A 19,880-nucleotide genomic window follows, 5' to 3' on the forward strand; every position below is an offset into this window, starting at 1 on the left:
GTGCCGGTTTCGATGGACGCCCTCGCCGACGACGTGGCCGCCGAGACGGCGGTGCTCCGCGAGATCCTCGTGGGCCTGCGGGAGGACGACTGGCGTCGTGACACCCCGGCCGCGGGCTGGACGATCGCCGACCAGGTCAGCCACCTCGCCCATTTCGACGCCACCGCGGTGAAGTCGGCCGTCGACCCCGACGGGTTCCGCGCCGACGTCGACAACTCCCCGCCGATCGACCCCGACGCCGTCGCCCTGCAGTACCGCGACCTCACCGGCGCGGAGATGCTGCGCTGGTTCGACGGTGAGCGGGAGCGGCTGCTGGACACGTTCCGGGGGCTCGACCCCGGGATGCGGGTGCCCTGGTACGGCCCGCCGATGAGCGCGGCGTCGTCGTTGACGGCCCGGCTCATGGAGACCTGGGCGCACACCCAGGACATCGCCGACACCGTGGGTGTCACCCGCGCGCCGAGCGCCCGCCTGCGCCACGTCGCACACATCGGCATCGGTGCCCGGATCTACAGCTACGCCGTCAACGGTGTGGCCCAGCCCGAGGCGCCCATCCGCGTCGAGCTCGCCGCCCCCGACGGCTCGACCTGGACGTGGGGCCCCGAGGATGCGGCCGACCGCGTCACCGGCCCGGCCCTCGACTTCTGCCTCGCCGTCACCCAGCGACGCCACCGCGACGACACCGCGCTCGAGATCACCGGGCCGGTGGCGAACGAGTGGATGTCGTTCGCGCAGGCGTTCGCAGGCCCGGCCGGTCCGGGCAGGAAGGCAGGACAGTTCTCGTGACCGACCTCGTCGACACCGCACGGCGACCGGTGATCATCGGCAACTGCTCGGGCTTCTACGGCGACCGCATCGGCGCCGCCCGCGAGATCGTCGACGGCGGCCCGATCGACGTCGTGTGCGGTGACTACCTCGCCGAGCTCACGATGCTGATCCTCGCGAAGGCGCAGGCCAAGGACCCGTCCACCGGCTACGCGAGGACGTTCCTCGCCCAGGTCGAACAGGTGCTGGGGACGTGCCTCGAGCGCGGCATCAAGATCGTGTCGAACGCGGGTGGGCTCAACCCGGCCGGGCTCGCCGCCGCCATCCGCGCCGTGGCCGACAAGCTGGGCCTGCAGGCCTCGGTCGCCCACGTCGAGGGTGACGACCTGCGCGGCGACCTCGGCGCGATCGTCCCCGCGGTCGAGGGCACCCCGGTGTCGGCCAACGCCTACCTGGGCGGCTGGGGTATCGCGGCCGCGCTCGGCGCGGGCGCCGACGTCGTCGTGACCGGGCGGGTCACCGACGCCTCCCTCGTGGTCGGACCCGCGGCCTGGTGGCACGGCTGGACCCCCACCGACTGGGACGCCCTGGCCGGCGCCGTCGTGGCGGGGCACGTGATCGAGTGCGGGCCGCAGGCAACCGGCGGCAACTACGCCTTCTTCTCGGAGGTCAAGGACCGCCGCTACCCGGGCTTCCCCATCGCCGAGGTCGCCGCCGACGGCTCGACCGTGATCACCAAGCACCCCGACACCGGCGGCCTCGTGTCGCCCGGAACGGTGACCGCCCAGCTGCTCTACGAGATCCAGGGCCCCGCCTACCTCGGCCCCGACGTGACGACCCATTTCGACACGATCGCCCTCGACCAGGAGGGCGAGCACCGCACCCGCATCTCCGGGGTGCGTGGCAGCGCGCCGCCCGACACCCTCAAGGTCGCCCTCAACGACAACGGCGGCTACCGCAACTCGATGACCATGGTGCTCACCGGGCTCGACATCGAGGAGAAGGCCGCCTTCGCCGAGGAGATGCTCTTCGACATCCTGGGCGGGAAGGACCGCTTCGACGACGTGGACGTCAGGCTGCTGCGTTTCGACCGGTCCGACGCCGGGGCGAACGAGCAGGCGACCGCGCACCTGAAGGTCACCGTCAAGGCGCAGGACCCGAAACTGGTGGGCCGCGCCTTCTCCAACGCCACGATGGAGCTCGCGCTGGCCGGCTATCCCGGTTTCCACACCACGACCCCGCCCTCGGCGGAGTCGGCCTTCGGCATCTACCGGCCGGCCGCGGTGCCCCGCAGCGCCGTCACCCAGACCGTGGTGCTGCCCGACGGGACGCGTCAGGTCGTCGCCGACCCGCCGACCGGGCCCGCGGACGTCCCGGCGCCCGCCGGGACCACGGCCGGCCCCGACGGGGCCGTCCCGGAACCCACCGGCCCGACCCGCCGCGTGCCGCTGGGGACGGTGTGCGCGGCCCGTTCCGGGGACAAGGGGGGCAACGCCAACATCGGGCTGTGGACGCGCGACGACGCCGGGTACGCCTGGATGGCAGCGAACCTCGACGTCGGCACCCTGCGGGGGCTGCTCGGCCCGGAGGCCGCCGACCTGCGGATCGAGCGGTTCGCGCTGCCCAACCTGCGCGCCCTGAACTTCGTGGTGCACGGGCTGCTGGGCGAGGGCGTGGCCTCCACGGCGCGACCCGACCCGCAGGCCAAGGGCCTGGGCGAGTACGTGCGCAGCCGCCTGGTGGACGTGCCGGAGCAGCTGCTGCAGGACTGACCGGGACACCGTCGAATCGAACATGTGTTCGACGCTAGCGGCGGGGTCCGACAGGAACCGCAGGATCAGGGCCCGCCGTCCCCCGTCCGGGTGAGCGGGCCCGCCACCCAGCTGTCGGCCTCCCTCCGCGAGCGCAGCCGCACCACCGGCAGATCGGGACGGCGCACCCGCAGCGTGGCGAGCCGCTCGGCCGTCGCGTACCGGGTGCGCCACGCCCACCGCACGATGTGGTCGCGGTCGGTCAGGAACGTCCGCAGCGGCGGCTCCAGGTTGCCGTTCCACAGCACCTCGCGCTGCAGCCGGCGCCGCAGCGTGCGTGCGGTGACCTGCCGCAGCACCGTCGCGTGCGGTGGGTCCAGCCACACCATCAGGTCGCAGCGGTCGGCCAGCAGGTCCCGGGCCGAGGAGTACTGCCACTCCGTGACCCACCCCGGGCGGGCGGTGAACCCCTCCACGTCGGCCAGGAACGTCGGTCGCCGGGTCCAGCCCGGCCCGTGGAACAGCGCGTCGATCTCGACGTGCTCGACCCCGAGCCGGCGCCCGATCCGGGCCGCCAGCGTCGTCTTCCCGGAACCGGACGTGCCGGCGACGACGACCCGCGCCGGCCGGCCGGGCAGCGGCTCGTCCCAGCGCAGCAACGCACGCACCGTCAGGGTGCGACGGCGCCCGTGTGCGCCAGCAGCACCTCGGCCAGCGCCGGCACGACGCACGTCGGCAGCGCGTGCCCCATCCCGGGAATCGTGACGAGCGTGGCGCCCCCGATCGCGGCCGCCAGGTGCTCACCGTGCGGCGGCGGGTTCACCGGGTCCGCGGGCGTCTCGACGACCAGCACCGGCACCGTCACCCCGGCCAGCTCCGGGCCGCGGTCCAGGCCGTCCTGGTCGGCCCTGGCGTGCGCGCTGGGGCTCTCGGGGCGCCCGGTGTGGGCGATGACCCGCCGTTCGAGGTCGCGGAACTCGGCGGCGTCGAAGGGGAGCCCGGTGCCGTTGAGCAGCCGCCAGTGCTCGACGCGCCACGCCAGCTCGCCGGCCTCGTCGCGGGGGTCGTCGAACTCGCCCCACATCCGCAGCAGCGCCGTCCCGGGCCCCGGCATGTCCGGCACCTCCCAGGCGCTCAGCGCGGCCGTGCAGAACAGCGCGGCGGACAGGAGCCGGTCGGGGTGGTCGAGCAGCAGGAGCTGCACCAGCGTCCCGCCCATCGACATCCCGACGACGTGCGCCCTGTCGACGTCCCAGGCGTCCAGGACGGCGACCGCATCGGCCGCGAGGTCGGCGACGGCGTAGGGGGACTCGTCGAAGGCCCAGCTGGACCGGCCGGTGTCGCGGTGGTCGTAGCGGATCACCGGGTGCCGGGTCGTCAGGCGGGCGAGCAGCTCCTCGGGCCAGACGATGCCGGAGGCGTTCGCGCCCATCACGAGCAGGATCGGGTCGGCGTCGGCAGGCCCGTCGAGCCATTGCGACCACAGGTGCACGTCGGGTTCCACCTCGACGAAGCGGTCCTCGACGAACGGGTCGGCTGGGGCGTCCACGGGGCAAGCCTGCCAACGTCGGTCCACGCGGCCGCGCGCGGGGACCCCGTCGCGGGGTCCGGGACGGTGGCCGTGCGAGCGGCCCGGCGCGGCGGTCGTGGCTGCCGTGCCGGGCCGGAGCTCATCGCCCGCCCCCGCCGACCCTCGGCCGGCGCTTCGAGCAGGCGCTGTGCCGGCGATTCGCTCGCCGGCGCTCGGTCACTTGAGCGCGTCGAGCAGGGCCTGGCGCTGGCGGTCGCCGAGGCCCGCGGCGCGGCGGGAGGCGTCGATGCCGGTCTTCTCCAGCAGTGCGGTGACCTTCGCGGGGCCGTAGCCCGGGAGGCTCTTGAGCAGGTCCGCGACCTTGGTCTTGCCGACGATCGCGTCCGACTTCGCGCGGTCGAGGACAGCGGGGATCGTCTCGTCGCCCCGGGCGATCGCGTCGCGCAGCTCCTTGCGGGCCGTACGCGCGGCGGCGGCCTTCTTCAGCGCCTCGGCGCGCTGTTCGGGAGTCAGCGTGGGCAGTGCCATGTGTCGAACTCCTCTTCTCGGTGGAGCGCCCGGCCTGGTCGAACGGGCCCATCTACGCCGCACAGAGTGGCAGAAGCCGGGAACGGCTCTCCGAGAACCCCCTGCTCAGGAGCGATGCGCGGGCCTCCGGATGCGCCCAGCGGGCCTCCGGAGGCCGTGTCGGGCACCCGATCGGGCCGGTAATCGCGGGTGGCGCGGGCCCGGCGGCACGCTGCGCGTCCGTTCGCGAGGAGCGAGGCCGCAGCCCCAGGTCAGCGCGTTGTGGTGGCCGCCGCGCCGGACGGCACCGGGCTGTCGCTCGCCGAACAGGACGACGCCAGGGACACGGGCGAGGTGGGCGGCGGGGTCGTCGGCGTCGCGGAGTCGGAGCCGGCGCGGCTGCGGGAGGCGGTCGTGCTGGGCGTCGGCAGCGGCCGGCCCTCGATCGACGACCTCACGACCTGCTGCATGAAGCGCACGTCCGGATCGCCCGGGTTGAACCGGCCGTCCCGTTCGCTCGGGTCCGGCAGCGACGGGTCGAACGTGACGCTGCTGAGGTCCACACCGTTGTCGGTGAGCAGCTCCACCAGCGGCGGCAGCAGGTCCTGGGGCATGTTCGTGTGGATGTTCTCCGTGGCCACCCGGGCCACGGACTGGAAGTTCGACAGCAGCGACGCAGGGCTCTTCTGGTCGAGCACCGCCTGGATCAGGCAGCGCTGCCGGCCCATCCGGTCGTAGTCGCTCGAGTCGCGCCGCGACCGCGCGAACCACAGCGCCTGCTCGCCGCTGAGCTGCTGGACACCGGGCGGGATGTAGCCGTCGGGACGCACGTGGGCGCCGTTGGGCAGCACGCCGCCGATGGGCAGCGGGACGGGCCCGACGTCGAGGGTGACGCCGCCCAGGGCGTCGATCAGTGCCGAGAAGCCCTCCATGTCGACCTCGAGGAAGTAGTCCAACGGCAGCCCGAGCATGTAGGTGACCGACTGCATCAGCAGGTTGATGCCGGGGTCGTCGGTGGGGCCAGGCGGCGCGACGCCCGGGGTCTCGTGGGCGTAGGCGTAGACGGCGTTGAGCAGGAAGTTGCCCGACAGGGGCTCGCGCGGGTCGCGGAACCCGGTCGGGAACTTCTCGGCCATCGGCGAGCCGGGCGGGAACTGGGCGCGCTGGATGTTGCGGGGCAGGCCGAACAGGATCGTCCGGGCCGTCCGCGTGTCGATGCTCGCGACCATCATCGTGTCGGTGCGGGTACCGGTGCGGTCGGGCCCGGCGTCGCTGCCGATCATCAGAACGTTGATCCGCGGCTTGTTGAACGCCTCCGCGGCGCTGGTCCCGCCGCCCTTGAACAGCTCGTTGAGCAGGTTGCGCTGCGAGTTCGCGAGGTTGGCGGCGAACCCGAACGGGGCCGCGACCACCAGGCACAACACGATCACGACGAGCGTGCCGAGGACCTTGTGCCCCGTCGGCAGGCCGGGTGGGCGGGCCAGGGCCCACGTCCGCACGATGACGACGATCCAGCCCAGCGCCGCGGCCAGCACGACGACCGCGACGGCCGCCAGGACGTGCGCGGACAGGGCCGACTCGATGAGCGCGGACCGGCCGAGGAACGCCAGCAGGACGAGCGCGACGATGGCGAGCACGTAGGTGATCAGGATCGGCAGGCCGGTGCGCCGCCTGCCGAGGACGAGGTGGCCCGATCCGGGGGCGATCGTCGAGGCCGCGGTGATGCCGAGGGCCGCGGCGAGGCTGCGGCGACGGGGCGTGGAGCCGCCGGGGCGGGTCTCGTCGCCGTGTCCGTCGGGGGCCGCTGGGCGGGTCGGCGACCCGGCCCCGGCGACGCGCGTCGGACGCGCGGTCGTGTGGTCCCCGACGGCGTCGACGGGGGTCGTGGCGGTCACGGCCGTCGCCGCGGCGCCCGTGGCCTCGGGGGGCCGCACGATCTCCTCGGTCACCGCGGTCTGCTCGACCGGGCGGGCGGGGGCGGCGCGGGGCATCGCGACGGTCGGCTGCGCGTCGGGGCCGGGAGGGCGCTGCGGGCCGGGGCGACGACCGCGGCGCTGCGAGGCGCCGACCGGCCGGCGACCGTCGGCTCCGGGCGGTCCGTCGGCAGCGGGGCGCATCGACGGGTCGGGGCGGCGCTCGGGCGGGCGTTCACGGCCACCGGCGGGGCGGGGCACGTCGGCGGGGCGGGGCGCGTCGGCGGGGCGGGGCGCGTCGGCGGGGCGGGGCGCGTCGGCGGGACGGGGGCCGTCGGAGGTGCGGGGTGCGTCGGCGGGGCGGGGGCCGTCGGCGGGCGGGCGCGGGGGCCGGCCGGGGCCGTCGGGACGGGCCGGACCCGGGTGCCGGAAACCCGGCGCCGCCGGTTGCGCAGCGTCACCGGAACCGGGGGTGCGGGGACCGTCGGAACGGGCCCACAGCTCACTCCGGCGCGCCTGGTCGCGCTCGGCGCGACGGGGCCACGGCGACGGGGCGGGACGGGCACGAGGTTCGTCCGGAAGGTGCATGCGATAACGCGGGTCCAGATCGTCCAACCGCAGGTCACCCCCCTCTCGACTGGAGGTTACCCGCGGGTCGCCCACACCCGGCGGGGTCGCCGGGATGAGGGGTACGACCGGCGTCCGGCACCTCAGGCCAGCGGAGCCTACTTGCAGTGACAGCGACCACTCTGCGCGACGGGGGTGTGTCGCCCCGGCCTGCGCGGACGGTCCAGGGTGATCGCCGGGAACTACAGTGGCGGACCGGAGGTGTGACCATGTCCGAGGTGTCATCCGCGGGCGGTGAGCGGGGCGGTGCCACGGCCCGGCTGGAGGCCCTCCGCGCGCGGCTGCGCGTCGAGCGGAAGGTGCTCGTCGCGTACTCCGGCGGGGCCGACTCCGCGCTCGTCGCCGCCGTCGCCGCGGCCGAGCTCGGTGCCGGGGCGGTCGCGGTCACGGCGGTGTCGGCGAGCCTGCCCGCCCGTGAGCGGCGCGCCGCCCGCGAGTTCGCCCGCGCGCACGCCATCACCCACGTCGAGGTGGCCACCGACGAGCTGGACCGCCCCGAGTACGTCGCCAACTCCGGCGAGCGCTGTTTCCACTGCAAGTCCGCGCTGCTCGACGCGCTCGTCCCGCTGGCGGGGCTGGCGGGTGCGGCGATCGCGCTGGGGACCAACGTCGACGACCTGGGCGACCACCGTCCGGGCCAGCGCGCGGCGGCGTTGCGCGGCGCGATCGCGCCGCTCGTGGACGCCGGGCTGACCAAGTCCGACGTCCGCGACGTGAGCGCGCTGCTGGGGCTGGAGACGGCCGACAAGCCGGCCGCGGCGTGCCTGTCGTCGCGGGTCGCCTACGGGGACCCGGTGACCGCGGAGGTCCTCGCCCGGATCGAGGCGGCGGAGGAGGCGTTGCGCGACCTGGGTTTCCCGACGTGCCGGGTCCGCGCCCACGCCGACGGGACCGTGGCGCGCCTGGAGGTCCCGGCCGGCGACCACGAGCGGGTGTCGGCGGTGGGGGCGGAGATCGACGCGGCCGTGCGCCGCGCCGGGTTCGCGTTCTGCGCGCTCGACCTGCAGCCGTTCCGCAGCGGCCGGATGAACGTGCTGCTGGGCTTCCCCACCGCGTCGTCGACCTCGTGACCAGCGGTTTCGACGATCTGGGCCACTCCCGTCCCGATACGGACCGGGAGGCGCGCCAGGGCCTGCCCGAGGTGGTGTTCGGGCCGGGCAAGACGGTCGCGGAGATCGCGGCCGTCGTCGCCAGCCTGCTCGCCGCCAACGAGGGTCCGGTGCTGGTCACCCGGGTCGGGCCGGACGTGGCCGCCGCCGTTCTGGCACAGGTCGGCGACGGCGGCACGTACGTGGCCGACGGCCGGCTCCTGGTGTGGCGCCCCGCCGCCCCGCGCGGGTTCGTGGTCGCGGTCGTGTCGGCCGGGACGTCCGACGGTCCGGTCGCCGCCGAGGCCGCGGCGGTGGCCGCGGCGGTGGGGCTCACGGTGCGCCGCATCGCCGACGTCGGCGTCGCGGGCCTGCACCGGCTGCTCGCCGTCAGCGACGACATCGCCGCCGCCGACGCCGTCGTCTGCGTCGCGGGCATGGAGGGTGCGCTGCCGAGCGTCGTCGGCGGCCTGGTGGGGGCGCCGGTGATCGCGGTGCCGACGTCGGTCGGCTACGGCGCGACGATGCAGGGGGTGACGGCACTGCTGGCCATGATGTCGTCGTGCGCGGCCGGGATGACGGTCGTCAACATCGACTCCGGGTTCTCGGCGGCGATGGCGGCGTTCCGGATCGCGGTGTCCCGCGACCGGGCCCCGTTGCGGCGCAAGGGCACCGTCGACGAGCCCGGCGACGTCGAGCGCCTCGTCCATCTCGAGACCAATGTGGACGACGTGACCGGTGAGGTGCTCGGGCACCTGGTCGAGCGGCTGCTCGCGGCGGGCGCGGCCGACGCGTGGGTGGCGCCCGTCGTGATGAAGAAGTCCCGGCCCGCGCACACCGTGCACGTCCTGGCCGCACGCGCGGTGGCGGGGGAGTGCGAGCGGATCGTGTTCGCCGAGACCGGCACCCTCGGGCTGCGGCGGACGCTCGTCGAGCGGGTCGCGCTGCCGCGCTCGACGTCGGTCGTCGACGTCGGCGGGCATCCGGTGCGGGTGAAGCGGGGGCCGTGGGGTCTCAAACCCGAGCACGACGACGTGGCGGCGGCGGCCACGGCGCTGGGGCTGCCGCTGCGCGCCGTGGCGGCGCGCGCCCTCGCGTCGGCTCAGCCGGCGGCGGACCCGGACCTGCCGGCCTCGGCTCCGGAGGGGGCCTCCGGCGGGTTGACCACGTAGGTCATCTCCGGCGGCGCGGCCAGGGTGCGGGTGACGTAGCAGACCCGCTTCGCGGCCTCGACGAGTTTGTCGAGCTCGGCGCCCTCGGGCGCGTCGGCGTGCACGTCGATGCGCAGCGCGTCGAAACTCGGGCCGGCGTAGTGGCCCGTCACGTCGACGCGCAGCCCCGACAGGGCGATGTTGCGCTTGCTCGCGCTGTAGGCCATCGCGGTGGTGAAACACGACGCGACCGACGCCAGGAAGAGCTCGGTCGGCTGTGGCCCGGTGTCGGTCCCGCCGGGCACGGACGCGGGCTCGTCGGACACGACCTCGAAGCCGCCCGCGTCGACCACGGACCGCAGCCCACCTGCCCATCTGGCGTGGACGGTACGCTCGGTGACTCCCACGTCCTACCTCCTCGGAACTGCTGCAACACCGGTGCAACCGGCATGGTGCATGGTGGCCGTCGTCACACGCCGGAAACGAACAAGGGGAGCTGTCGATGACAACCGTCGCTCACGCGCCCGTCCAGGTGATGACGTGCCGGGGTGAGTGCCCGGCCGCCGCACGTTACCCCGATCACCACGAGGTGCTCCTCGCCGTCGACACCGACCCGGGGGCCATGCTCGCCCTCCTCGAGCTCGCGGTGACGTGGCACGAGCTCGACTACACCGACGAGGCCGTCGTCGGCCCCGCCGAGTGGCTCGACTTCGCCGCCACCCACCAGTGGGTGTTCCCGGACCGTGCCGAGCGGGCGTTCAGCCTCGCCGTCGACATCGTCGGCCGGCGCATCGCGGGCCAGGGCGCCGCCGCCGATGTGGCGTCGAGCCTCGCGACGGTGATCGAGCTCGTCCGCAACTGACAACGGAACGCGGTACCCCGAAGGTGTTCACACCACCGAACTTCCTCGATCTCCCGCCCCGCTCGGTCAAGCCGAGGGCGGTCGGGCTGACGCACGTCATCGATCCGGGCGCCGGCGTCCTCGCGACCCGCGACCTGCTGGCGTCCGCGTCGGCCCACATCGACATCTGGAAGGTCGGCTGGGGCACCGCCTACGTCGACTCCACCCTCGCGGAGAAGATCGCGCTGCTGGTCGAGCACGACGTCGCGGTCTGCCTGGGTGGCACGCTGCTCGAGATCGCCTGGGCACAGGACAAGGCCGAGGAGTGCCTGGCCTGGGCCCGGGACACGGGGTTCACCCGCGTGGAGGTCTCCCGCGGCACCGTCGACATGAGCCTGCGCGAGAAGGCGGCGCTCGTCCGCCGCGCGACGCGCGACTTCACGGTCCTCGCCGAGGTCGGCGACAAGGCGCCCGGGGAGGTGCTGGCCGCGCGCACCTGGCCGCGGGAGGCCGCGTCCGATCTCGACGCCGGCGCCGCCCTCGTGGTCACCGAGGGGCGCCAGAGCGGCACGGTCGGCACGTTCGACGCCGCGGGCCGGGTCAGGGCCGACGTCGTCGAGGCCGTCGCCGCCGCGGTCGGGGTGGAGCGCATCGTGTTCGAGGCGCCCAAGGCGTCGCAGCAGGCGTGGTTCGTGCGCCGCTTCGGCGCGGAGGTGAACCTGGGTAACGTGGCCCTGGGCGACGTCCTGTCCGCGGAGACGCTGCGGCTGGGGCTGCGCTCGGACACCGCTGCCGTCGTCCGCCGGGACGAGGCCGGATCGGACACCGCGTGACGGCGGCCGACACCCGGAGGGTCCCGCTGTCCGGCACGGCCCAGCACGACACGCCCGCCCCCACGGCTCCCACGCCGGGGTTCGCCGGGCCCAACCTGATCCCGAACCGCTACCGCGGGGTGTCGGTCACCCCGATCCCCGACGACGTGCCGCTCACCGAGCAGGCGCTGCGCGACTACCTGATCGGCCGGGACGCCTACCGCCGCACCAGGTTCGTCGTCGCCCGCAAGCACGGCGACTTCGCGCAGGTCGCGCTGCTCCACGTCGAGCACGACACGCAGGGCGAGCTGTTCTCCCCGGTCACGGCGGTCACGATGCTGGCGCGTCCCGACGAGTGCACGTTCGTCGTCGACGAGTCCGTCGACACCGGGATCCCCTCGGATCTGGTGCGGTGTGCCAGGGAGAAGGCGCCCGGTGCCCGGGTCGCGGTGATCCAGGGCCGCTACGCGCACATCAGCTTCGTGCTCGAACCGCGGATGCTCCACGTCGGTGTCCGGGAGGTCGTCCCGCCGGAGCCGGCCAAGCTGCTCGACCAGGCGCGGCGGATCCTCGCGGTCACCGAGAACCTGCCGCCGATGGAGCTGGTCGGCGAGCTGACCGACCTGGCCGACCTCGCGACCCGGCTGCCCGACGCCCATTATCTGTTGCCGTGCAGGGGATCCGGGGGCGAGGTGCCCGGAGCGACGGTGTCCTACCTCGACGAGCACCCCGAGAAGGCCGACTGGACGCTGCTCGGGTGCGAGCGGTCCCGCCAGATCCACCACTGGTTCTACGGTGAGGACCCGCCCCGGGTCGACTTCTGCCCCAAGCGCACGCTCGAGGCGAACCCGCCCACCGACGGCATGGTGCTCACCAAGTGCTGTCTGCAGGAGGAGCACGTCGAGTCCGGCCCGGGCTGGGTGAGCGTGCCGTGGGGCGCGTCGCTGGAACACATCCGAGAGGCACTCGCCCTGCTCGCCGCACAGGAGGATCCACCGTGGGCACCCGTCTGAGCTCGTCCACCCTCTACGCGCACCTGTGGGGGACGCAGGAGACGGCGGCGATCTTCGACGAGAAGGCCATGCTGCAGACGTGGCTCGACGAGCTGGGCGCCCTCGCGCGGGCACAGGCGTCGCTGGGGATCGTGCCCGAGGGGTCGGCGCGCGCGATCACGGCCGCCGCGAAGGTGGAGTCGCTCGACCTCGACTTCGTCGCCGAGCAGACCCGGGCCACGTCGCACTCCACGCTGGGCCTGATCCGCGGGCTGCTGCGGGTGCTGCCCGAGGACGCCCGCGAGCACGTCTACATGGGCGCGACGGTGCAGGACGTGTCCGACACCTGGTTCGGGCTGGTCATGCGCGACGTCGGCGCGATCGTGTGGCGCGACCTGCGCGCGGTCGAGGCGTCCCTGCTGGAGCTGGCGCGCCGGCACCGCGACGACGTCATGGCGGGTCGCACGCACGGCCAGCCGGGCGCCCCGATCACGTTCGGGTTCAAGGTCGCCTCGTGGGCCGACGAGGTGCGCCGCCACCTCGACCGGCTGCGAGAGGGCCGGCCGCGGTGGGTCGTCGGCCAGCTCGGGGGAGCGGTCGGCGCGCTCGCCTTCTTCGGTGCCGACGGGCCGGAGCTGCGCGCGCGGTTCTGCGCCGAGCTGGGCCTGGGCGACCCGGGCATCTCGTGGCTCACCGCGCGCGACCGGGTCGCCGAGTTCGGCACCGTGCTCGCCATGGTCTGCGGGACGCTCTCGCGCATCGGGACCGAGGTCTACGAGCTGGCCCGCCCCGAGATCGGGGAGCTCGCCGAGGCCGCGCCGTCGGGTGCGGTCAGCTCGATCACCATGCCGCACAAGCGCAACCCCGAGGGCTCGGAGCACCTCGACACCCTCGCCCGGCTGGCGCGGTCGTCGTCGGCGGTGCTCGTCGAGGGCATGGTCGGGGGCCACGAGCGCGACGGACGGTCGTGGAAGGCGGAGTGGATCGCCCTGCCGGAGGTCTGCCAGCTCACCGCGACGGCCCTGCGGCTCGGCCGCGGGCTGCTCGACGGGCTCGAGGTGCACACCGGCGCCATGGCCGCCAACGTCGCCCGCTACGGCGGCGGGCTCGAGTCCGAGCGCGTCCTGGCCGGGCTGTCGGCCGAGATCGGCAAGCACCGGGCGCAGCAGGTGTTGCACGAGGTGCTGCGCGAGGAGGGGACCGGCCTGTCCGAGGGCCTCGTCGCGCGCGGTCTGGCCACCGCGGAGCAGGTGCACGCGTGGGGCCACGGCCCCGCCGTCGACGCCGCCGCCCGCATGGTCGACGCCGTGCTGGAGCGGGCCGCCGCGGCCCGCGCCGCGGAGCCCGAGGAGTGGGTGTGACCGGAGCGGTCCGGGACGTGTCGGCCCCGCCGTGGGCCGGGCTCGCGAGGTTCCCGCTCGCCGTCGGGCCCACGCCGCTCGTGCGCGCGCCGCGGCTGGAGGCGGCGCTGGGCCTGGGTCCGACGCTGGTCAAACGCGACGACCTCCTGGGCTTCGGCGTCGCCGGCAACAAGACCCGGCCGCTGGAGTTCCTGATCGGCGCGGCGGTCGCGCAGGGCGCGCGGGTGTTCGTCACCGGTGGCGGTCCGGGATCGAACTTCTGCGCGGCCGCGGCGATGGCCGCCCGCGCCGCCGGCCTGGCCTGCGAGCTGCACGTCTGGGGCGACCCGCGCTCGGCCAACCTGGCGCTGGCCACGGCCGCGGGCGCCACCCTGGTGCCGACGGGCGGGACGGTCCGCGAGCAGGTCGACGAGCAGATCGCGACGCGGGTGCGGCAGCTCGGCGACAGCGCCTACGGCGTCCCGCGTGGCGGGTCGACGGCCCTGGGCGCGGTCGGGTTCGCCGCCGGTGCCGCCGAGGTCGCCGCCCAGCTCGACACCCTCGACGTGCGTCCCGGGCTGATCGCGCTGCCCGTCGGGTCCGGTGGCAGCGTCGCCGGGCTGTTGGCCGGGCTCGCCGCCGTGGGTCTGGACGTCCCGGTGCTGGGGGTGTCGGTGAGCCGCCCGCTCGAGGAGATCCGCGCCAAGGTCGACGACCTCGCCGCCGGTTGCGCCGCGCTGCTGGGCACGGCCGCGCCCGACCCGGCGCAGCTCACGATGGTCGACGCCCGGGGCCCCGGGTTCGGCTCCGCGACCGACCGCGAGCGCATGCACGCCCGTGAGGCGCTGTGGGCCGAGGGCCTGTTGCTCGACGAGACGTACGGGGCCGAGGCCCTCTCCGCGGTGGTCGACCTGGTCGACCGCCCGGCGGGCCCGGTCCTGTGGTGGCACACCGGCGGGCTGCTGCCCGCGTTCGGCTCCATCCTGAAGGGACCAGCATGACCACCCCGACCCGGCCTGCGGGACGCGCTCTCGGCTTCCCGCAGACCGGTCCCGCCCCCGAGCTGATCGAGTCGGGGTTCGCCCTGGAGAACGCGGACGCGAGCTTCCTGCACCGCGGGCTGAACCTCGCCGACATCGCGCACGTGCTGGACCTGCGCCGTCGTGACATCGTCCCGGAGGCGGCGGCCCGTGAGCTGCTCGCGCTGCTGCTGGAGGTCACCGACGTCGAGGCCGGCGACTTCCCGTACGACCCGTCGCACGGCGAGCCCTACAACTCGCGCGAGCACTACTTCGTGTCCCGCATCGGTGACGTCGCGGGCTGGCTGCACGCCGGCCGGCCGCGCCGGGAGGCGGCGCGGGTGGCGCTGCGGCTGCACCTGCGCCGCCAGCTGACCGAGCTGGTCGAGGAGTCGGTGGAGTTCGCCCGCGATGCGGTCACGACGGCGGAGAACCACGCGTCGACGTACCTGCCCGACCAGACCTACCTCCAGCAGGCGCAGCCGTCGACGTTCGGTCACTACCTGTTGTCGTTCGTCTACCCGGCCGTGCGGGACGCGCGGCGGCTGCTCGACGAGCTCGACTGGGTCGACTCGTCACCGGGTGGCGCGGGCTGCGTCAACGGAACCCGGTTGCTCGACGACCGCGGCCCTGTCGCGGAGGCGCTCGGGTTCCGCGGGGTCATCCCGCACACCCGTGACGCGATGTGGCAGGTCGACGGCCTGGTGCACATCCTCGCGACGGCCGCGAGCCTGCTGTCGAACTTCTCCAAGCTGGCCGAGGACCTGGAGATCTTCTCCTCCAGCGAGTTCGACTTCGTCGACCTGGCCGACGCGTACACCCGGTCGAGCATCCTGATGCCGCAGAAGCGCAACCCGTACGCGCTGTCGATCATCCGTGGCGCCAACGGTGTCCTCATCGGACGGTTGACCGGTTTCCTCGCGGTCACGAAGAGCCCGTCGGCGCGCAGCGACAACCTGATCTTCGCCTACGGCGAGGTGCCGCGCGCGCTCGACCTGAGCCTGCGCATCACGCGCCTGACCAGCGGTGTCGTCCGCACGTTGAAGGTCAACCCGGTGCGGATGCGCGAGGAGCTCGACCGCGGCTACACGCAGGCCACCGACCTGGCCGAGCACCTGGTGCAGCGACTGGGCGTCGACTACCGGACGGCGTACGTCGTCGTCGGCAACACGGTCCGGGCGGCCAGCCGGGCCGGGATCCCGGGCGGTCAGATCACCGGCGCGATGATCGACGAGGCGGCCGTGGCGCACACCGGCCGGAGCTGGGGGCTGACGGGGGAGGACCTGTCCGGGGTGCTCGACCCGGTCAGTATCGTGGCCTCACGGCGTGCCGAGGGCGGTGCGGCCCCCGACGCGGTGGGCGACATGGTGTCGCGGCTGCGCGTCGACCTGGACGAGCTCGCTCGGGACGCGACCGCGCGTACGGCCGGTTTCGACCGGTCCGAGGAGCAGCTGCTCGCCACGGCCCGCGCGGTCGTCGGATGAGGTCGTCCCGGGGAGGATCGTTGTCACGGTGTGTGAGCGAGTGTCGGGGGAGCGCGTCGTTGCAGGTAGGCGCTCCACTACCCGGTGATTGACATCACGCACCCGTTGAGTATGGTGCTTTTCGTCTCCGATAGTGAATGCCACCCGGCGATTTCGGAAGACATTCGACAACACGGTGAAAGAGGTCCGAGTGCCGCGCAAGACAGTCATCATCGGTGGAGGAGCGGCCGGTCTCGGCGCCGCTACCGGCGCGAAGACCGCGGACCCGTCCGCTGACGTCGTCGTCTACACCCAGGCCGCCGACTCGGTCTACGGCTCCGCCGGCACCCCGGCCGACCCCGCCGACGTCGAGGACTTCGAGAAGCTGCTGGTCGCCGACCGGCAGGCCTACACCGACGCCGGGGTCTCCGTGACCTTCGGTGCCGAGGTCACGGCGATCGACACCGCCGCCAAGACGATCACCGTCGGTGGCGGCACGGTCGCCTACGACAGCCTCGTGATCGCCGCCGGCTCCGGCGCGGGCGACGCCGTCCCCGGCAGCGACCTCACCGGCGTCTTCCACGTCAACGGCGGCCGCAGTGTCGCCGAGTGGAACGAGGTCATCGCCGGCACCAAGAGCGCGGTCGTCGTGAACGCCGGCGGCGTCGGCCTCGAGATCGTCACGGCGCTGGCCAAGCGCGGCGTCGAGACCCACCTCGTCGAGGCCGCCGGGCAGGTGCTCCCCACCCTGCTCGACCCCGACTTCGCCGCGATCGTCCAGGACGGCTGGACCGAGCTCGGCGTGCAGCTGCACCTCAACACCTCCGTCGAGGAGTTCGTCGGTGAGGGCGCCGTCCGCGCCGTCCGCACCTCCGAGGGCGAGATCGTCGCCGACCTGGTCGTCGTCGCCACCAACCGCGCCGCCGACACGGCGGTCGCAGCGGCCGCCGGCATCACCGTGGGCCCCGGCGGCGGCCTCGTCGTCGACGACCACATGAAGACCTCCGCCGCCGACGTCTGGGCCGCGGGCGACGTGGCCGAGGTCGCGCACGGCGGCGGGGCCACCCCGCTGCTGGGCCTCACGACCTCGCACGCCTTCGCCGAGGGCCGCGCCGCCGGCACCAACGCCGCAGGCGGCGACCGCGTCTACAAGGCGGTCCGGATCCCGTGGAGCACCCAGGCCGGCTCGTCGGTCGTCGGTGGCACCGCGTTCAACGAGACGTCCGCTGCCGCCGCGGGCATCGCCTACGTCAAGGGCGAGGCCCAGGGCATCTCTCGCGCCCGGTACTACCCCGGCGTGAACATGGTCAAGGTGAAGCTCCTCGCGGAGACCGGCACCTTGCGCCTCATCGGTGCCCAGCTGCTCGGTGGCGGCGAGGGCATCAAGGAGCGTGCGAACTTCCTGGCCCAGGCCGTCAAGACCGGGCTGACCCTCACGGACCTCTCCACCATGGAGAACGTCTACTCGCCGGCGATCGGGGCCCTCAACGAGCCGATCGTCGTCGCCGCCACCAACGGTGTCGCGAACGCTCAGAAGGGCTGACCTGATGGCTTCGGGTGGTTTCTTCGGGTGGCTGCGCCACAACGCGGAGCACTATCTGCTCGTCGACTCGCAGAAGCAGATGGCCGAGCGTCACGGCACGGTCGCCCCCCGCTCCCCCAAGGGCGCGAAGGACTTCTTCTGGATGAAGATCTTCGCCCCGATCTATGCAGTACTGCCGTGGTCCCTGAGGTCGACGATCATGAAGTCGATGCCGGGCAGCCACCGCAAGACGTGGGCCACCCCGACGACACCGCAGGGTGCGTCGTCGGCCCTCGACCAGTTCGAGTTCGTGACTCCCACCGTCAGCGTCCGGAACCCGAACTCACACCGTCCCGAGAAGAAGGAGAGCACCGTGGCTCAGATTGTCGGTACCCGCGCCCAGGCCGGCGACGCGATCGTCGACTACGACCAGAAGCTGTTCGACGACATCCAGGCCGAGGCCGGCGAGAAGGCCTACATCTTCATGCACACCGTGCCCTTCGAGGGCTCGGTGGGTCTGGTCAACATGCTGACCTGTACCCGCATCAACCGTAAGGGCTTCGACACCAGCCTCGTTCTCTACGGCCCCGGCGTGCTCATGGGCTCCGCCACCCGTGGTTTCCCGACCGTCGGCTCGGAGGCCTTCCCCGGCCACCTCGCCTACAACAACCAGCTGCAGACGTTCATGAAGGAGGGCGGCAAGGTTCTTGCCTGCCGCTTCGCCATGGCCGCGCTCTACGGCATGCGGGAGACCGACCTGATCGAGGGCATCCAGCCGATCCACCCGCTGGACATCCTGGACTGCACCCTGACCGCCCGCCGCGAGGGCGCGCTGGTCATGCAGACCTGGACCCTCTGACATCGTCTCGACCCCCAGGTGACGGGCGGGCCGGGTCCACTTCGGACCCGGCCCGCCCGTTGCCCGTTCCCGACCTCCGGTCGGCCCCGGTCCACCCGACCCGCCGGGCCGACGTCATCCCTCCGAGCAACACCACGGGAGCTCCCGATGCCGGACGCCGGCACGTTCTCGCCCAACGTCGCGATGGCCCGCAACCGGTGGCGCGCGGCCGAGGACAGGCTCTACCCCACGCTGATCGCCGACCCCGGCTCGTACCAGCGCTCGATCAACCAGGTCCAGGCCGTCGTCGCCGAGCTGCGCAAACGCTGCACCGGCGTCGAGGACATCATCGCCGCCGAGGCCGCCCCCGAGGAGCTCATCGCCGCGGCCCTCCCCGGTGGCAGCGCCATCCCCACCGACCTGCTGCTCGGCGTGGCCTGCGGCATGGCCGACCGCGAGATCTCCTCCGACGCCGAGCGCCGCCGCCGCGAGGCCGCCATCGAGGCCGCCCGCGCCGAGGGCCGCGCCTGGGTCGTCGTCAGCGGGCCCGAGACGGCCGAGGAGCTCACCGACGGCCGCCGCCCCGAGCTGCACCTGCCGACGGGCACGATCGTCGAGATCGCCGTCGACCCCTGGTCCGGCGAGGACCCCTTCCAGCTGCAGGTCACCGCGGGCGAGACCGGGACCCTGCTCGTCACCGGCTCGTTCACCGACCGCGACGAGTGGCTCGCCGAGATCGCGCGCCAGCGCGCGGCCGTCGAGGCCGGCACGGTCGGCACGGTCGGCACATGAGCGCCGCACCCGACCTGGCGCCCACCGGCTGCCGCACCGCCCTCACCGCCGCCGACCTCGACCAGGTGCTCGCGATCCGCCGCGCCGTCTTCGTCGAGGAGCAGTCGCTGTTCACGGGTACCGACCTCGACGACCGCGACGACGACCCGGCCACGATCCACGTCGTCGGCACCGTCGGCGGGCTCGCCGCCGGCACCGTCCGGCTCTACCCGCTCGAACCCGGCCACCCCGAGGGCGACTGGCAGGGCGACCGGCTCGCCGTCCTGCCGGGCTACCGGTCGTCGGGTCTCGGCGCCCCGCTGGTCCGCTTCGCCGTGGCCACCGCGGGCGAGCTCGGCGGGGCGCGGATGGTCGCGCACGTCCAGATGCCCAACGAGGTGTTCTTCCGCCGGCTGGGCTGGCGCCGCCTCGGTGACCCGGAGATCTACGTCGGGCAGCCGCACCTGCTCATGGACATCGACCTGCAGGCCGCGCGCGCCGCGTCCTGACCGCGGTCCCGGTCACCACGGACGACGCCGGGACCCCGCTGCCGGGCCCGTCCGATCACGGTCCGGGTCTGCCGTCGATCCCGGCGCCGGGCGGCGTGCCCCGGGTCAGGACGTACGCGGGCGCTCGCTGACGAGGCGGCCCGAACGCCCGAACGACTCCCGCAGCTCGGTGGGCAGCGACTCGGCGATGCGGGCCAATGCCACGGTGCGTTGCTCGGGTGTGCCCAGCTGCCCGACGACCAGGTCGGACCTGGTGCGGGCGGCGACGCGGGCGGCGTCGTCGGGGCGGCCGAGCGCGGCGAGGGCGAGGGCTTCGTACTTGGGGCTGGAGTAGAGGCGGGCCTCGGTGAGCAGGGCGTCGGCGTGGTCGGGTTCCCAGCGGGCGCGCATCTCGAGGTAGCGCATGGTGGCGCGGGGTTTGAAGGGCAGGGAGCGGTCGA

Annotated in this window: 19 protein-coding genes and 1 pseudogene; 14 read left to right on the forward strand and 6 right to left on the reverse strand. The window is 74.0% G+C overall.

Annotated features, from left to right (window positions below; translation table 11 throughout):
• Together AB7F12_RS14780 and AB7F12_RS14785 are read left to right on the forward strand one after the other, a co-directional pair.
• Window positions 1–786: a TIGR03084 family metal-binding protein gene (locus AB7F12_RS14780; RefSeq protein ID WP_428502837.1), complete on the forward strand. Its 786-nt coding sequence runs from the start codon at window positions 1–3 to the stop codon at window positions 784–786.
• Window positions 783–2,537, forward strand: a complete 1,755-nt coding sequence (locus AB7F12_RS14785) for an acyclic terpene utilization AtuA family protein (RefSeq protein WP_428516595.1) — start codon at window positions 783–785, stop codon at window positions 2,535–2,537. Before AB7F12_RS14780 ends, AB7F12_RS14785 begins: the two co-directional genes overlap by 4 nt.
• Window positions 2,538–2,602: 65 nt before the next feature.
• Here the strand turns inward: AB7F12_RS14785 and AB7F12_RS14790 are convergent, their stop codons facing one another.
• The 4 genes from AB7F12_RS14790 to AB7F12_RS14805 all read right to left on the reverse strand — a co-directional run bounded on the left by AB7F12_RS14790 (window position 2,603) and on the right by AB7F12_RS14805 (window position 7,055).
• Complete coding sequence (locus tag AB7F12_RS14790) at window positions 2,603–3,184, reverse strand: AAA family ATPase (protein WP_428501599.1); 582 nt, start codon at window positions 3,182–3,184, stop codon at window positions 2,603–2,605.
• A 2-nt stretch (window positions 3,185–3,186) separates the two neighbouring features.
• The gene (locus AB7F12_RS14795) at window positions 3,187–4,065 is read right to left on the reverse strand and encodes an alpha/beta fold hydrolase (protein WP_428501600.1); all 879 of its coding nucleotides are present in this window, start codon (window positions 4,063–4,065) and stop codon (window positions 3,187–3,189) included.
• A 198-nt stretch (window positions 4,066–4,263) separates the two neighbouring features.
• The gene (gene mihF, locus AB7F12_RS14800) at window positions 4,264–4,575 is read right to left on the reverse strand and encodes an integration host factor, actinobacterial type (protein ID WP_147103684.1); all 312 of its coding nucleotides are present in this window, start codon (window positions 4,573–4,575) and stop codon (window positions 4,264–4,266) included.
• Between the two features lie 251 nt (window positions 4,576–4,826).
• Complete coding sequence (locus AB7F12_RS14805; RefSeq protein ID WP_428501601.1) at window positions 4,827–7,055, reverse strand: LCP family protein; 2,229 nt, start codon at window positions 7,053–7,055, stop codon at window positions 4,827–4,829.
• Between the two features lie 248 nt (window positions 7,056–7,303).
• On the opposite strand from AB7F12_RS14805, the gene larE reads away from it, so the two are divergent.
• Complete coding sequence (gene larE, locus AB7F12_RS14810) at window positions 7,304–8,164, forward strand: ATP-dependent sacrificial sulfur transferase LarE (protein ID WP_428501602.1); 861 nt, start codon at window positions 7,304–7,306, stop codon at window positions 8,162–8,164.
• Window positions 8,161–9,354 (forward strand): nickel pincer cofactor biosynthesis protein LarB, encoded by a 1,194-nt coding sequence (gene larB, locus AB7F12_RS14815; RefSeq protein WP_428501603.1) that lies wholly within the window; start codon window positions 8,161–8,163, stop codon window positions 9,352–9,354. The genes larE and larB overlap by 4 nt, the downstream gene beginning before the upstream one ends.
• On the opposite strand, the gene AB7F12_RS14820 is transcribed toward larB, so the two are convergent.
• Entirely contained in the window at window positions 9,285–9,740 is a 456-nt protein-coding gene (locus tag AB7F12_RS14820) for an OsmC family protein (RefSeq protein WP_428501604.1), read from the reverse strand. The genes larB and AB7F12_RS14820 overlap by 70 nt on opposite strands.
• Before the next feature lie 95 nt (window positions 9,741–9,835).
• On the opposite strand from AB7F12_RS14820, the gene AB7F12_RS14825 reads away from it, so the two are divergent.
• The 10 genes from AB7F12_RS14825 to AB7F12_RS14870 all read left to right on the forward strand — a co-directional run bounded on the left by AB7F12_RS14825 (window position 9,836) and on the right by AB7F12_RS14870 (window position 19,440).
• A complete protein-coding gene (locus AB7F12_RS14825; RefSeq protein ID WP_428501605.1) occupies window positions 9,836–10,195 on the forward strand; it encodes a hypothetical protein in 360 nt (119 codons plus the stop codon).
• Window positions 10,196–10,218: 23 nt separating this feature from the next.
• A complete protein-coding gene (locus AB7F12_RS14830) occupies window positions 10,219–11,007 on the forward strand; it encodes a phosphosulfolactate synthase (RefSeq protein ID WP_428501606.1) in 789 nt (262 codons plus the stop codon).
• The gene (locus AB7F12_RS14835; protein ID WP_428501607.1) at window positions 11,004–11,999 is read left to right on the forward strand and encodes a DUF7714 family protein; all 996 of its coding nucleotides are present in this window, start codon (window positions 11,004–11,006) and stop codon (window positions 11,997–11,999) included. The genes AB7F12_RS14830 and AB7F12_RS14835 overlap by 4 nt, the downstream gene beginning before the upstream one ends.
• Window positions 11,984–13,339 (forward strand): class-II fumarase/aspartase family protein, encoded by a 1,356-nt coding sequence (locus AB7F12_RS14840; protein WP_428501608.1) that lies wholly within the window; start codon window positions 11,984–11,986, stop codon window positions 13,337–13,339. Before AB7F12_RS14835 ends, AB7F12_RS14840 begins: the two co-directional genes overlap by 16 nt.
• Complete coding sequence (locus tag AB7F12_RS14845; RefSeq protein ID WP_428501609.1) at window positions 13,336–14,319, forward strand: 1-aminocyclopropane-1-carboxylate deaminase/D-cysteine desulfhydrase; 984 nt, start codon at window positions 13,336–13,338, stop codon at window positions 14,317–14,319. The genes AB7F12_RS14840 and AB7F12_RS14845 overlap by 4 nt, the downstream gene beginning before the upstream one ends.
• Window positions 14,316–15,821, forward strand: coding sequence for an argininosuccinate lyase (gene argH, locus AB7F12_RS14850; RefSeq protein ID WP_428501610.1), 1,506 nt, complete (start codon window positions 14,316–14,318; stop codon window positions 15,819–15,821). Before AB7F12_RS14845 ends, argH begins: the two co-directional genes overlap by 4 nt.
• A 190-nt stretch (window positions 15,822–16,011) precedes the next feature.
• Window positions 16,012–17,343, forward strand: a complete 1,332-nt coding sequence (locus tag AB7F12_RS14855; protein WP_428501611.1) for an FAD-dependent oxidoreductase — start codon at window positions 16,012–16,014, stop codon at window positions 17,341–17,343.
• Between the two features lie 4 nt (window positions 17,344–17,347).
• Window positions 17,348–18,181 carry an MSMEG_0572/Sll0783 family nitrogen starvation response protein gene (locus AB7F12_RS14860; protein ID WP_428501612.1) on the forward strand — a complete coding sequence of 278 codons (834 nt, stop codon included), beginning with the start codon at window positions 17,348–17,350 and terminating at the stop codon, window positions 18,179–18,181.
• Between the two features lie 147 nt (window positions 18,182–18,328).
• Entirely contained in the window at window positions 18,329–18,952 is a 624-nt protein-coding gene (locus tag AB7F12_RS14865; RefSeq protein WP_428501613.1) for a hypothetical protein, read from the forward strand.
• Window positions 18,949–19,440, forward strand: coding sequence for an MSMEG_0567/Sll0786 family nitrogen starvation N-acetyltransferase (locus AB7F12_RS14870; protein ID WP_428501614.1), 492 nt, complete (start codon window positions 18,949–18,951; stop codon window positions 19,438–19,440). The genes AB7F12_RS14865 and AB7F12_RS14870 overlap by 4 nt, the downstream gene beginning before the upstream one ends.
• A gap of 105 nt (window positions 19,441–19,545) precedes the next feature.
• On the opposite strand, the pseudogene AB7F12_RS14875 reads toward AB7F12_RS14870, so the two are convergent.
• Window positions 19,546–19,880, reverse strand: a pseudogene (locus AB7F12_RS14875) (ATP-binding protein); the annotation flags it as partial.

The organism is Pseudonocardia sp., assembly GCF_050250275.1.
In the GTDB taxonomy this organism is placed as follows: domain Bacteria; phylum Actinomycetota; class Actinomycetes; order Mycobacteriales; family Pseudonocardiaceae; genus Pseudonocardia.